This is a genomic window from Pyramidobacter porci (assembly GCF_009695745.1).
Classification (GTDB): Bacteria; Synergistota; Synergistia; order Synergistales; family Dethiosulfovibrionaceae; genus Pyramidobacter; species Pyramidobacter porci.
This window is the reverse complement of the sequence record NZ_VUNH01000003.1, coordinates 140636-153913: the sequence shown is the minus strand read 5'-3', so window position 1 is coordinate 153913 and position 13278 is coordinate 140636. Positions and strand designations below refer to the sequence as shown.

Sequence of the window (13278 nt, the reverse complement as noted above, 5' to 3'; positions counted from 1 at the left end):
ACGCAAGAGCTTGTTTGCGCAGACGCCGGGAAGCCTTCTCGTTCTCTCAGACGAGAGCCGCTCCCGCTTCCGCGCGGTTCTCGTTCAGCTTCTTCGTCAGCGCCTTGCCCGTGGGCGTCAGCGCGCAGCCGCCGCGGGCCGTTTCGCGCAGCGAAGGCGGCAGGGCGCGGCCGACATCGCCCATGGCGTCGATCACTTCGTCGGGCGGGATGATCGAGCGGATCCCCGCCAGCGCCATGTCGGCGGCAATCGCGCCGATGGAAACGAGCGTGCCGTTGCGCTTGACGCAGGGCGATTCCACCAATCCCGCCACGGGGTCGCAGGCCAGTCCGAGGATCGACTTGAACGCCAGCGCCACGGCGTGGGAGCAGGCTTCCGGCGAGCCGCCTTCCATGTGGCAGAGAGCGGCCGCGCCCATGGCGGCGGCCGCGCCGCACTCGGCCTGACAGCCGCCGGAAGCGCCCGCCAGCGTGGCGCGCTGGGAAATGATCTCGCCCACGGCCGCGGCGACGATCAGCCCTTCCAGAAGTTCTTCGTCGCCGCCATGCCGCGTTTCCTGCCAGGCAAAGAGCAGCCCGGGCAGAATGCCGCAGCTGCCGGCCGTCGGAGCGGCGACGATGCGTCCCATCGAGGCGTTGCAGGTGCCCAGCGCCACGGCGATCTCGCTGGCGCGCCAGACCAAACCGCCCGACAGCGGCGCGCGGGCGAGCGCCGCGTATTTGTCCTTATCGTCGCCGATCAGCTTCGGCTGCCAATGTCCCGCGAGCGCCGCGCTAACCGTTTCGCGCAGCACTTCGAGACGCGCGCGCAGCCGCGGACGCAGCGCGGCTACGTCAATCATCTGCTCTTCGGCGTCCATGGCGAGGACGGCTTCCGGCAGCGAGCCGCGCTCGCCGGCGCGGGCGATCAATTCTTCAAGGGATCTCATGCGGAAGCTCCTTCCTCGGCGCTTTTCAACAGGATCACGCGCTGGCAGGCGGGAACGATCGTCCGGATCCGCTCGTCCAGATCGGCGGGAACGGCACCGTCGAGAACGAACACGAAAACGGCCATGCCGCCGCGCACGCGGCGCTCCATCTCCATGCGCGCCACGTTGAGCCCGAGGCGGTAAAACTCGCCGGTAATGGCCGAAACGACGCCCGGCTGGTCGCGGTGCATGACGATCAGCGCCGGCTGGTCGAACGGCACGACCATGGGAAAACCGTCGACGGCGCGCAGCTCCACGGCGCCGCCGCCGATGGACGCGCCGACGACCTCGCACCGTTCCGCGCCGTCCGACATGACGACGCGCACGGAATTGGGATGCGCGCCGTCGATCTCTTCCGTGTCGAAAGAAAAATCCAGCCCTTCCGCGCGGGCGACTTCAAACGATCGGGGAATGCGCAGATCGTCGGGCTGCATGCGCAGCAGGCCGGCCACCAGCCCGCGGTCAGTGCCGTGCCCCCAATAGGTGGCGGCGAAAGAGCCGCGCAGGAACAGTTTGGCGGAACGCAGCGGCCGCTTCCAGCCCCAGAGGCGGCGCGCCAGCATGCCGATCCTGACGGCGCCGGCGGTATGGCTCGAAGACGGCCCGATCATCACCGGGCCGACAATATCCAGTAACGACATCTCGATCGACTCTTCCTTTGAAGGATGATGAAAATCAGCGGCCGCCCGTTTGCGGAGAGCCGCCCGCGAGACTTTCCCGAAAGTGAACGCCTCGCCGGTTAGCGTGACATTTTACCACAGCGGCATGGGCCCGTCAAAAACGTGCCGCGCGGCGTCTTCAAAAATGCGCTTGATTTCGGAAAACATTTTCATTATATTGAGTCCGTCTCATCCGCGTTGACTATCCGACATAAAAGGAGCGATCGCATGTCTTTCCTATCGTACCGAACAACGCCGCTGTTTCTCGCTGCTGCGCTGTGGGCCGTTCCCGCCGAGGCGGTGACCACGGCGCAGCTGGTTTCGCCTTTTTTCAAGGAAGAAAGCCGTCTTTCCATGAGCTGCGAGAACGTAAAAGCTCTCTTCAACGACGGCGCGAGGCCGCTGGAACAAATTTTCAGCAAAGCGGCGGCCGCCGCCATGGAATTGGACGAGGATCCCGACTTCCGCGAACTGGTCCTGCACGCCGGCAGCGCCGAAGGCCGGTGGCGCTACGACGTCGGCGCGCGGAGCGTCGGCACGGGAGTTTTCGCCGTCGAGCTGGACGACGGATTTCAGCTGCCCTTCGGGAGCGCAACCTTTCCTCTCCATCTGAGCGCGGCGCCTCCGGGAACCACGCTTGAGACTTTGGCCGTGGCCGGCTCCGAGGAGTCGCCCGTTTATATCGCGCTGCTGAGGCGCGGCGGGCAGCGCTTCATCGTCGGCGCTTCGGACGATTCCACCCTGCTCGAAGCGATGGCCGCCGTGCCGGATACCGAGCCGCTGGAGCCGAAGCACGCGCCGGCTCCCATCGGCTTCGCGTTCTTTCTGCCGCAGTCGCAGCTGCCGCTCTTGTTCGGCCAAAGAGCCCTGCCCGACAAATTCCTTAAAGCTCCCTTTGCGTTCGAAGTGGGCATCAGCGACACGGAGCGTTCGCTCCGCGCCCGGCTGTGGAGCAACGCAAGCGAGATCGTCGCGTTCGAAGCCGCCAAAGGCAGCGCCGACACTCATCCGGGATACGCGCTTCCTCCCGTTCAGGAAAAGCCGCTTCTTGTCGGCGGCGGACCGCTACTGGCGCTGCTGAGCGTCGAAAAACTGCTGCCGAGCGAAGACGCTCTCGACAGCTCGCTGCGCCAGAAGCTGCTCCCCGCGCTGGAAAAATTCGGCCTGACCATGAGCGATCTGGCGGAAGTGCTGCGCGGCCGCATCACCGTCGCTGTAGCGGGGCGCTCCAGCGGTTTGCTGGGCTCCTACCCCGGCTTTTACCTCCATCTGAGCGGCGCGAATCAGCGCGTCTGCGAGCTGCTGCTGGGGCTTCTCCAAAAGCAGGCGGAATCCCGCGCCTCCGTCAAGACCGAGCCGTTTGCCCAAGGGCAGTGGCAGGGACTGCGCCTGTCGAACAATCTGCTGTTTTCCGGCTATGCCGCATCGTCGCCGCGGGGCTTCATCGCCGCTTTTCAGAACAGCGCCGAACTGGAGCGGACGCCCTCGCCGGCGGACGATATTCGGAACGCGCTGGCCAAGCCCGGCTATTTCGCCTTCAGTTTGGATTTCCCCGCCCTCAGGACCGAGCTGAAAAAACTGATCGACCGGTTCGGGCCGCCGAGCGCGGACGCTGAACGACGCCGCGCCGCCGAAGCAACCGTCGACGCGCTAGACGCTTTCGGCGTCTTCAATATCACCGTGACCGGCCCTGACGGAGCCGACGCCGAGCTGTTCGTCAGAGAACCCCAGTTCGGCCGTCTGCTCGACCAAAAAATGCGCGAAGAACGGAGAGCCCCCGCCGACGGGGAGAAGCCCGCGGGGCCCGATGCCGCCCCGGAGCAGCGGCAAGAAGAAGCTTCCGGTCCAGGCGCCGGCATCAGAGCTCGCGCCAAGCGCCAGTTCCAACAGGTCGTCGGCAGCGCCGCCGCGGAATCACCTCTTCGGGTGAGGCGCGGCCGTCGCGAAACGGTTATGATCTTTTCAACGAAGAAAATATCCCCGCTCCGCGATGGCGTAAATTTTTGCGCCTGATATAATGGGCGCGAAGGACTGATTTTAAATTTTTATCGCAAGGAAGTGATTTTATCATGAAGAAAAAGAAAAGAATCGCGGCGCTGGCCGCGATTGTTCTCTGGGCCGCGCTGGCCGCGGCTGCGCCCGCGGCCGACAAGCGGCAGCTGATCAGCTACGCCGAACATTACCTGCGCGAGTTCGAACAGGAAGTCGCGCGCGAGCGCGGCGGCGAGAAGACGATCTGGCGCAGCAAGGACGCCGCGCTGAGCCGCGTGCAGGAGCTGCACGAGAAATACCCGAACGATCCCCAGGTGCAGGCGCTGTTCGAGCGCGCCCGCGTGGCGCTGAAAAAGAGCAAGGGCGACTTTATGGAGATCACGCCGGAGATGACGAGCTACCTGCGCACCGAGGAAACGCTGCGCAAAGACATCGCCGCCGCCGGCAAGGCCGCCTGGGAAAAGCTGATCGGCGAAAAGCGCGCCGAGACGATCGAAAAAATATTCCCCACGCCCGATTACAAGACCGTCTCCGTCGACGACCTGCAGGGGCGCTACGTCGTCCTCGAAAACGCGCGCTACCCGCAGGGACAGTTCTACGGCGCCACGGGCGAATACATCGCCGTCGGCAAGCCCTCCACCGGCTACTACTTCGTCGATATTTCCGGACGCGCCTGGCTCGGCCCCTACGAGGCCGTCAAGCGCTTCCGCCGCCAGGTCGACACCGATCTTGAAGACGTACAGAACTGGACGATCCTGGGCAAGATCACCGACATCACCTCGGAGATCCCCGACGCCAGCGAGAACAAAGTCGGCAATTACCAGTTCGGCTGGGTCGTCACGCCCGTGGCGCTGTACGTCCCCGACCACTGCATGGCACTGTACGACGCCAACCACGAATCGTCGGGCGTCTTCATCGGCGAAGAGAGCGTGCAGCGCGTCAAGGAAAGCTGGTACAGCGTCAAAAGCGTTCCCGACGACGTGACGCCGGAACGGCTGATGGAGATCTTCGTCACCGCCATCAAGGAGAAAAATTTCAAGCTGTACTGCAGCTGCATCGACCCGTCCGCCGACCGCAAGGACATCGACGGCGAACAGTCGACCTTCTTCTGGGACCTGCACCAGCGCCGCTTCCACAGCCAGTACGTCCACGTCACCTTCGGCAAGGCCAGGATTAAGGTGCTCAAAGGCTTCGACGAAAAGGACACCTTCGACAACTACTTCCTCGACGAAAAGGATCGCGCGGACATCAAAAAAGCCAGCGGAACGAAGCTCGAGGAAGCGGTCGTCGAAACCCGCGCCTGGGACGCCAACGGCAAGGTCGTCGGCTCGCCCAAGCCGCACCGCCTGCGCCGCCAGGACGGCGGGCGCTGGTTCGTCTACGACATCGGCTTCCGTTTCTAGCCGCAGAAAGGAGATCGCCATGAAACTCCGCGCCGTTATCGCCGTTCTCGCTCTGTGCCTGGCGGCTGCCGCGCAGCCCGCCGCGGCCGATCAGGATCCGCCTCGGCTCCCGATGCCGGAAGTCAGTCCCGAGGGACTGAACCTCAAAGTCGCGATGGATTTGCTGGAGCAGATGCACACGATCCGCCATCCGCTGGTCGTCGGCACGGTCTTCAAAGACCCCTCCATGGAATTTGCCCTCAAGAATTTCCAGGTCTACACGACGGCGCGCAACATGTTCGACGAGCGGACCGCCATCCGCGACACGGCTCAGAACATCCAGCGCGTCAAGGAAATCATCGAAGCCTACTACACTTACGTCAAAAAATCTACTCTCGACCAATATATGAACCAGCTCGTCGCCGTCATCATGGCCAACAGCATGGTGCTGCGCGCCAACCGGCTCCACGAGTCTTTCGAGTGGTTTCGCAAGTACGATGCGGAGTACGCCGAGACGCTTCGAGAGTACAACGTCGCTTACCGGGCTTTTCTCTCCATGGTGGAATCGCTGCGCGGCGGGCAGGGAATTTCCGGCCGCGCCTCCCGCAGCGGCGCGTACCCGAACAATTATCTTTTCAACGACGTGCTGCTTTATTCCGGCCTCTCTCAATACGTCAACACCGGCGGCAAACGCGCCGCCAGCGGCATCAACAATCTCGCCCGCATCATCGACAATCACGTCATGGCCGTCAGCGACGCCAAGCTGAAAGAATGCGAGGAACTCTTCGCGGAGCTGGATCGACGGCAAAAAGCCGCCAGGAGTTCCTACGACAAGGCCGTAGACGCCGTGTCGAAACTGCCCGGCGCCGACGCGCTCGGCAACATAGGCGTGGACGACTATCAGATCCTCGACAACGTCGACAAGCTGACCGCCCAGGTGATCGCCGAGATCGCCGTCCTGCGCGATCCCGAACTGACCCCGCTGCGCATGAACAAGAACATCGCGCCCGACGCCTTCAAGGTCGATCCCTCGTACAGTTCCACCGGCGGCCCCGTGTACGCGCGCAAGCTGCGCCGTTCCGTCGAGGAGCTGCGCGCGATCTGGAACGGCATGGCCGACCGGCTCGACGAACAGCACCGCGGCGATCCCAGCTGGCAGAGGATGCACGCCGATTAGAAAAGCCCAAGTTTTTCCGATATACCGCAAAAAAGACGCCGCCTCGATTATCGTTTCGAGGCGGCGTCCTGCGTTCCGCGCGGGACATTCTGTCGGCAAAATTTTCTACGATCCGGCGATGTCGGCGGCGAGCGCGCGAACGTCTTCTTCCCTGGTCGCCCAGCTGGTGCAGAAGCGCACGGCCTCGCGCCGCCCGTCGATTTTCGCCCACGGCGAATAAGCGTACTTCTCGCCGAGTTTTTTCAACGCTTCGACGGGAACGATCGGGAACTGCTGGTTCGTCGGCGACTCCACCAAGAATTCCCAGCCCTCGGCGCGGCAGGCGTCGCGGATCAGCATGGCCATATCCACGGCGTGACGGGAGATTTTCAGATACAGACCGTCCGTAAAGAGCGTTTCGAACTGCACTCCCAGCAGGCGCCCCTTGGCGAGCATGGCGCCGCGCTGCTTTTCGATGTAGCGGAAGTCTTCCTTCAGCGCCTCGTTGGTAATGACCAGAGCCTCGCCGAACAGCGCGCCGACTTTGGTGCCGCCGATGTAAAAGGCGTCGGTCAGGCGGGCGACGTCGGCCAGCGTCAGGTCGTTGCCCGCGGCCGCCAGAGCGTAGCCCAGGCGCGCGCCGTCCAGATAGAGATAGAGATTTTTCTCGCGGCACAGATCGTGCAGCGCCGTCAGCTCGGCCAGGCTGTAGATCGTGCCCAGCTCGGTCGGGTTGGAAACGTAGACCAGCTTGGGCTGCGCCATGTGCTCGTGGGTCACGTCATCCCAATGGTTTTCGACGAGCGCGCGCACCTGGGCGGCCGAGATCTTGCCGTTCGTCCCCGGCACGGCGATTACCTTGTGCCCGGTCGCTTCCACGGCGCCGCTTTCGTGCACGTTGATGTGCCCGGTACCGGCGCAGACGGCGGCCTGATGCGGGCGCAGCGCCGCGGCGATCATGACGAAGTTGGCCTGCGTGCCGCCGACGAGGAAATGCACGGCCGCCTCCGGCGCGGCGCAGGCGGTTCGGATCAGCGCGGCGGCGCGTTCGCAGTGCGCATCTTCGCCGTAGCCGGGCGTCTGCTCCATGTTGGTGCGGACCAGGGCTTCGAGGACGGCGGGGTGGCAGCCCTCGCTGTAATCGCAGTTGAAGCGGATCATATCGGTTCCTCCTTGCGCGGAGAAAATTTTGTTCCGAATCCCAAAAGAGCCGTCCGACGCGCGGCGTCGGACGGCTCGGAAAGCGCGGCGGGGCGCGCGGGAATTACTTTTTGAGGCTGTCGGCGAAAACGACGGCGGCTGCCACGGAAAGCAGCTTGGTGCGGGGCGAATCGGCGCGGCTGGTAAGCACGATCGGAGCGGCGGCGCCGATGATCAGGCCGGCCGTTTCGTTCTCGGAGAAGTAAACGATGGCCTTGAACAGGGCGTTGCCGGCCTCGATGTTGGGCGCGAGCAGGATGTCGGCTTTGCCGGCCACGGGCGAGTCGATGCCCTTGATCTGGGCGGACTTTTCGCTGACGGCGTTGTCGAGGGCGAAGGGGCCGTCAACGATGCAGCCCTTGATCTGCTTGCGGTTGTTCATGGCCGTCAGAGCGGCGGCGTCGAGCGTGGCGGGCATGTCGGGATTGACTTCTTCAACGGCGGCCAGGCAGGCGACCTTGGGGCACTCGATGCCGAAGGAATGGGCCAGCTGTACGGCGTTGCGGACGATGTCGGCCTTCTGGGCCACGTCGGGATACATGTTGAAGGCGGCGTCGGTGACGAAGAACAGGTGGTCGTAGCCCTTGATGTGGTGGAAGAAGCAGTGGGAGATCGTGTTTTTGCCGCGGCGCAGGCCCACTTCCTTGTTCAGCATGCCGCGCAGGAAGTTGGCGGTGTGCAGCTGTCCCTTCATGTAGATGTCGGCCTTGCCGGAGGAAACTTCGGTGACGGCCTTGATCGCCATTTCCGCCTCGCTGGCGGAGCACTCGATCACGTTGTAGTCGGCCAGATCGGCGCCGGCGGCTTTCGCGGCGGCCTCGATCTTGGCGCGCTCGCCGGTGATCGTGAATTTGGCGATGCCGGCCTTGCGGGCGTCTTCCATGGCCTCGAACAGGCCGGGGTCGTCCGCCTTGGCGACGGCGATGCATTTGGGACCTTTGGCGGCGGTGATCTGCTTGGCGTAATCCAGAAGCGCGCTCAGACTGCGAAGCTGTTCCATAAAAATTCCCCCTTGGATGATTTGCGCCACAGGAGAAGCGACCTCTGACGCGATTTTATGTATCGATTATACACTCGGCGGCGAAAGATTGAAAGGCGAAAGTCAAAATCCTCCCCTCGACGGGCTGCCGCAAAAAAAATTCCATATTGTGCGTTTCGCCATGTTCTTTCCCGCCGATTCTGCTAAACTACAAAGGTGTTTTCCAATTCAACGCTATCGAAAGGACTGATCGCTTTGAAATTTCTGCTTCTGATCGCCGCTCTGCTGACGCTTGCCTCGAGCGCCGGCGCAGCCCAGCGCCCGCCGCTGATCCCCGTTGAGGACTTTTTCCGTCTGCCGGACAAGGCCCGCTTCACGATCGCGCCCGACGGGCTCCACTACGCCTGGCTGGCCCCTTGGAAAGGCCGCATGAACGTCTACGTCGCCGCCGTCGACGCGCTCGGATCGGGCGAAGGCACGCGCGTCACTTCGGCCACCGAACGCGACATCGCCGGCTACGGCTGGGTCAGCAACGACCGCCTCGTCTACATGCAGGACAAGGGCGGCGACGAGAACCACCACATCTATTCCGTCGCCAGAGACGGCTCCGACGTCAGGGACATGACGCCGTTCGACGGCGTCAAAAGCGGCATCGTCGACCAGCTCGAGGAGGACGACGAACACATCCTCATCGAAATGAACAAACGCGACCGCCGTGTCTTCGACGTCTACCGCCTGAACGTGCTCACCGGGGCGCTTGAACTGATCGCCGAGAATCCCGGCACAATCGTGGGCTGGGGCACCGACCACGACGGCAAACTACGCCTCGCCACCGAATACGTGGGCACCACCACGCGGCTGCTCTATCGCGACAGCGAAAACTTGCCGTGGAAAACGCTGTTCGAGACCGATTTCCGCGACAGCGTCTCGCCCCAGGTCTTTACGGCCGACAACAAACGCCTCTACGTCATTTCCGACATCGGCCGCGACAAGGGTGCGCTGTTCGAGTACGATCCCGCCGCCGGCACGCAGAAACTGATCTATGAAAACGACGAAGCCGGCGTCGGCGGCATCATCTGGTCCAATCTGCACAAAAAACTGCTCGGCGCCACCTACTACACCGACAAACTGCACCGCGTCTACTTCGACACGGAAGCCGAGACCTTTTACAACAAGCTTCAGGCGCAGTTCCCCGGCCTGCGCGTCGGCGTCAGCGACATGTCGAAGGACGAAAAGCGCATGTTCGTTTCCGTCGGCTCCGACCGCGTGCCCGGACGGCTGTATTACTACGACAAAGACCAGCCCGGCGCCTTTACGCAGGTCACCGATTTCTACCCGTGGCTCAAGGAAGAATATCTCGCCGAGATGAAACCGATCAGCTATTCAGCCCGCGACGGACTGACCATTCACGGCTATCTGACGCTGCCCGTCGGCGTGGAAGCGAAAAATCTGCCCGCGATCGTCGTCGTCCACGGCGGCCCCGAAGCCCGCGACACTTGGGGCTACGACACCGAAGCCCAGCTCCTTGCCAACCGCGGCCTGGCCGTGCTGCAGGTCAATTACCGCGTCTCCACCGGCTACGGCAAAGCCTTCTGGGAGGCCGGCTTCAAACAGTGGGGACTGAAACAGCAGGACGACATCACCGACGGCGTCACATGGCTGATCGATCAGGGCATCGCCGATCCCAAGCGCATCGCCATTTACGGCGGCTCCTACGGCGGCTACGCCACGCTGATGGGGCTGATCAAGACGCCCGAACTCTACGCCTGCGGCGTCGATTACGTGGGCGTCAGCAACATCTTCACGCTCTTCCAGTCCATCCCCGAATACTGGAAACCGCTGCTCGAACAGATGTACGAGACCATCGGCCATCCCGAAAAGGACAAAGCCCAGTTCGAAGCCACCTCGCCCGCGCTCCACGCCGACAGGATCAGCGTACCGCTGTTCATCGCCCAGGGCGCCAACGATCCCCGCGTCGTCAAGGCGCAGTCCGACGCCATGGTCGAGGCCATGCGCCGCCGCGGAGTGAAAGTGCAGTACATGGTCAAGGACAACGAGGGACACGGCTTCCACAACGAAGAAAACCGTTTCGACTTCTACCGCGCCATGGACGCATTTCTGACGGAGCATCTGAGGCTCGAACGCACTGCCGGCTGACCCCTCTTTCGCCGTTTCATTTCCACAGACGGGCACAAAAAAATCCATCCCGATACCTTAAACATCGGGATGGGTTTTTTTGTTATTCTGCGTTGTCGTCCGTTGGAACCCGAGACTGCCCGGCCGGCGAAATGTCCGGGCGGCTGGAACGGCGGCGGCGGGGCCGGCGGCTGCCGGAGCGTTCGCCGTGCCGCCGGTCGGGACGTTCGCGCCGCTCCTCGCCCTCACTCTCGTAACGGCGCTCGGGGCGTCCGCCGCTGATCAGGCGGACGGCCACTTTGCGGCCGGGTTCGACGCCGATGGAATGAGTTTCCACGTTGGCGCTTTCGCGCAGGGTCAGATGGACGATGCGGCGCTCCCAGCTGGACATGGGCTGAAGGTACACGGTGCGCCGCGTCTTCATCGCTTCCTTGGCGGCGTCCATGGCGATGCGCTCAAGATCCTTCTCGCGCTTGCGGCGGAATCCCTCGCAGTCGATGCGCACGTGAGGCACGGGACCGTCGTTGCGGGCCATCAGGTTGACGATGTAATCGAGGGCTTTCAGTCCCTCGCCCTGACGGCCGGCCAGCAGGATGCGGCTGTCGGGGCCGGAGAGGTTGACCGAGCCGTCGGACTGGACATTGACTTCGAGGTCAAGCCCCGCCGCCTTCAGGACTCTTTCAAGCAAAACGACAAATCCGCCGTTCGCTTCGGCCGCTTTCGCCGGTCCCGCCGCGGGGACGGCGGGGCGGCGCGCTTCGACCTTCAGCTTGCGGCCGAAAAGTCCGAAGAGTTTTTTCTCTTCGCCGACGATGGTGAGGAGCACATCTTCCCTGGCGATGTTCCAATGAGACGCGGCGCGGTCGCGCGCCTCGTCTTCCGAGGAAACTTCCAGCACCAGCACTTCGTCGTCCTGAGTCTTCAGAATGTTTTCTTCCATCGTGCGGGAACCTCCTTCGGTGTCAGGCCTTACTTATGCCGTTTGGGGATGAAGTCGCTGAAATCATCGTAAGCTTCACCGCTCTGCACGGCGGCGGAGGGGATTTCCCCGAGCTCGCGCTTGGAAGCGGGGCGTTTTTCTCTGACGGGACGGGGCGCAAAGACGGCCTTCTGAGCGGGCGCCTCGCCCTCGCGGGGCTTGTCCTTGAACAGGACGGGCTTCTCCTCTTTAGCCACCTTGTGCACCGTGAACCACTGCTGGATCACGGCGAACAGCGAGGACAGCATCCAGTAAAGGAGCAGTCCGCCGGGCATGGAAAGGCAGATGAACCCCATGAAGATGGGCATGACGATGTTCATCGTCGCCATCTGCGGATTGCCCTGCGCGCTGAGCTTCTGCTGGTACCAAGTCAAAAAGACGATGAACAGCAGCAGGAACGTAATCGGCAGCCAGACGCCGACGGCGGAAAGTCCCGCGGGATTGGCGCCGATGGCGCGGCACGTGTCCATGAAACCGGCCGTCAGAGGATCGCCGCTGAAACCGACCGCCTTGGCAATCGAGGAAAGCACCGTGCCGGCCAGAGGCACGCCGCAGAAAGTGGCTTCGCCGAACTGAGCGCTGGCGTCGCGCAGCACGTTGAACAGCAGGATCAGGATCGGCAGCTGGATGATCAGCGGCAGACAGCCCGAAGCCGGATTGACCTTGTTCTCCTTGTAGAGCGCCATCGTCTCGCGGCTGAGGGTATCGCGGTCATTGGCGTATTTTTCCTGAAGCACCTTGAGACGAGGCTGAAGACGCTGCATCTGCTGCATGCTGCGCATCTGCTTGGCGTTCAGGGGATGCAGCACCAGGCGGACGATCACCGTCAGGGCGACGATAGCCCAGCCCCAGTTGCCGGTCATGCTGTAAAGGAGGTTCAAAAACTGAAAAAGATAATCACTCAGAGCTTTCCACAAGATTCCGTCACCTTCTCAGAAATTTTATAAACCATAAGAATGGTCAGAAACGTTTTTTCCGCGCCGGCGGCACCGGGTCGAAACCGCCCTCGCTCCAGGGGCCGCAGCGGAGCAGCCGCCAGACGGCGAGCGCCAGCCCTTTGACGGGGCCGTGAACTTTCAGCGCTTCGACGGCGTAGCTTGAACAGCTGGGATAAAAACGGCAGCGATGGCCCAGCAGCGGCGAGATCCAGCGCTTGTAGCCGCGGATCGGCAACACCAAAAGCCAGACGAAAAATCTACTGATACCAGATCGCACCGGGCCAGTCATCTTTCATAAAGCCTTTGCGCTTCAACAAAGCGCCAAGATCGGCATACACCTCGTCGGCTTTCGCCCGAAGCCCCTGCTCGTTCAGCATGCAGGCGAACCACCAGCCCTCTTTCATCCAGGGATGGAGACGGCGCAGCGATTCCTTGAGCACACGGCGGCCGCGGTTGCGCAGGTGCGCTTTGGCCGCCTTTTTGCCGACCGCCATGGCGAAGCGCGTTTTACCGTCAGGCGCCTTAACAAACAACAACCGCACCAGCCTGCCTTTTAAACGACTGCCGGTGCGGAATAGTGTGTCGTATTCCCAGCCCTGTTTAAGCCGTAATGAAGCGGGATATGGGAAGACCAAGGCTTGCGGATTAGACGGCCAGGCGCTTGCGGCCTTTGGCGCGACGCGCGGCGAGCACGCCGCGTCCGCCGTGGGACCGGGAACGGGCGAGGAATCCCATGCCCCTCTTGCGCGATCTGACGTGAGGCTGAAAAGTCTGCTTCATCCGATGTACACCTCCTAATTTAGGAACTCCAGCATGAAAATACTTTTCTGGATAGTCAATTCAGCCCTCGAACTATATCACATCCGGGGCGAAGTTGTAAATACGCAAAT

Annotated in this window: 13 protein-coding genes; 4 read left to right on the top strand and 9 right to left on the bottom strand. The window is 62.6% G+C overall.

Annotated elements, in window-relative coordinates; translation table 11 throughout:
- Positions 1-46: 46 nt before the first annotated feature.
- Together sdaAA and sdaAB are read right to left on the bottom strand one after the other, a co-directional pair.
- Positions 47-928 carry an L-serine ammonia-lyase, iron-sulfur-dependent, subunit alpha gene (gene sdaAA / locus FYJ74_RS03955; RefSeq protein WP_154528295.1) on the bottom strand — a complete coding sequence of 294 codons (882 nt, stop codon included), beginning with the start codon at positions 926-928 and terminating at the stop codon, positions 47-49.
- On the bottom strand, positions 925-1608 hold the full coding sequence (sdaAB, locus tag FYJ74_RS03950; protein WP_154528294.1) for an L-serine ammonia-lyase, iron-sulfur-dependent subunit beta: 684 nt from the start codon (positions 1606-1608) through the stop codon (positions 925-927). Before sdaAB ends, sdaAA begins: the two co-directional genes overlap by 4 nt.
- Positions 1609-1854: 246 nt before the next feature.
- Here sdaAB and FYJ74_RS03945 point away from each other — a divergent pair, with 246 nt between their 5' ends.
- Genes FYJ74_RS03945 through FYJ74_RS03935 form a run of 3 tightly spaced genes read left to right on the top strand, consistent with a single transcriptional unit; the run spans position 1855 to position 6177 of the window.
- Positions 1855-3639: a hypothetical protein gene (locus FYJ74_RS03945; protein ID WP_154528293.1), complete on the top strand. Its 1785-nt coding sequence runs from the start codon at positions 1855-1857 to the stop codon at positions 3637-3639.
- A 56-nt stretch (positions 3640-3695) separates the two neighbouring features.
- Positions 3696-5021, top strand: coding sequence for a hypothetical protein (locus tag FYJ74_RS03940; RefSeq protein ID WP_154528292.1), 1326 nt, complete (start codon positions 3696-3698; stop codon positions 5019-5021).
- 19 nt (positions 5022-5040) lie between these two features.
- Positions 5041-6177: a hypothetical protein gene (locus FYJ74_RS03935; protein ID WP_154528291.1), complete on the top strand. Its 1137-nt coding sequence runs from the start codon at positions 5041-5043 to the stop codon at positions 6175-6177.
- Between the two features lie 105 nt (positions 6178-6282).
- On the opposite strand, the gene FYJ74_RS03930 is transcribed toward FYJ74_RS03935, so the two are convergent.
- Positions 6283-7317, bottom strand: a complete 1035-nt coding sequence (locus FYJ74_RS03930; protein ID WP_154528290.1) for a threonine aldolase family protein — start codon at positions 7315-7317, stop codon at positions 6283-6285.
- Positions 7318-7420: 103 nt separating this feature from the next.
- Positions 7421-8356 carry a bifunctional enoyl-CoA hydratase/phosphate acetyltransferase gene (locus FYJ74_RS03925; RefSeq protein WP_154528289.1) on the bottom strand — a complete coding sequence of 312 codons (936 nt, stop codon included), beginning with the start codon at positions 8354-8356 and terminating at the stop codon, positions 7421-7423.
- 234 nt (positions 8357-8590) lie between these two features.
- Between FYJ74_RS03925 and FYJ74_RS03920 the strand changes: the two genes are divergently transcribed.
- Positions 8591-10492, top strand: coding sequence for a S9 family peptidase (locus FYJ74_RS03920; protein WP_229769330.1), 1902 nt, complete (start codon positions 8591-8593; stop codon positions 10490-10492).
- Positions 10493-10574: 82 nt separating this feature from the next.
- Here FYJ74_RS03920 and FYJ74_RS03915 read toward each other — a convergent pair whose 3' ends face one another.
- From FYJ74_RS03915 to rpmH, 5 genes are read right to left on the bottom strand one after another with little or no spacing between them, the layout of a single operon-like run.
- A complete protein-coding gene (locus FYJ74_RS03915) occupies positions 10575-11411 on the bottom strand; it encodes a Jag family protein (protein WP_154528288.1) in 837 nt (278 codons plus the stop codon).
- A 29-nt stretch (positions 11412-11440) separates the two neighbouring features.
- Positions 11441-12367, bottom strand: a complete 927-nt coding sequence (locus FYJ74_RS03910; protein ID WP_154528287.1) for a YidC/Oxa1 family membrane protein insertase — start codon at positions 12365-12367, stop codon at positions 11441-11443.
- Between the two features lie 43 nt (positions 12368-12410).
- The gene (gene yidD / locus FYJ74_RS03905) at positions 12411-12665 is read right to left on the bottom strand and encodes a membrane protein insertion efficiency factor YidD (RefSeq protein WP_320634422.1); all 255 of its coding nucleotides are present in this window, start codon (positions 12663-12665) and stop codon (positions 12411-12413) included.
- On the bottom strand, positions 12646-13023 hold the full coding sequence (locus FYJ74_RS03900; protein ID WP_154528286.1) for a ribonuclease P protein component: 378 nt from the start codon (positions 13021-13023) through the stop codon (positions 12646-12648). Before FYJ74_RS03900 ends, yidD begins: the two co-directional genes overlap by 20 nt.
- A gap of 10 nt (positions 13024-13033) precedes the next feature.
- A complete protein-coding gene (rpmH, locus tag FYJ74_RS03895) occupies positions 13034-13168 on the bottom strand; it encodes a 50S ribosomal protein L34 (RefSeq protein ID WP_009166225.1) in 135 nt (44 codons plus the stop codon).
- Positions 13169-13278: the final 110 nt, after the last annotated feature.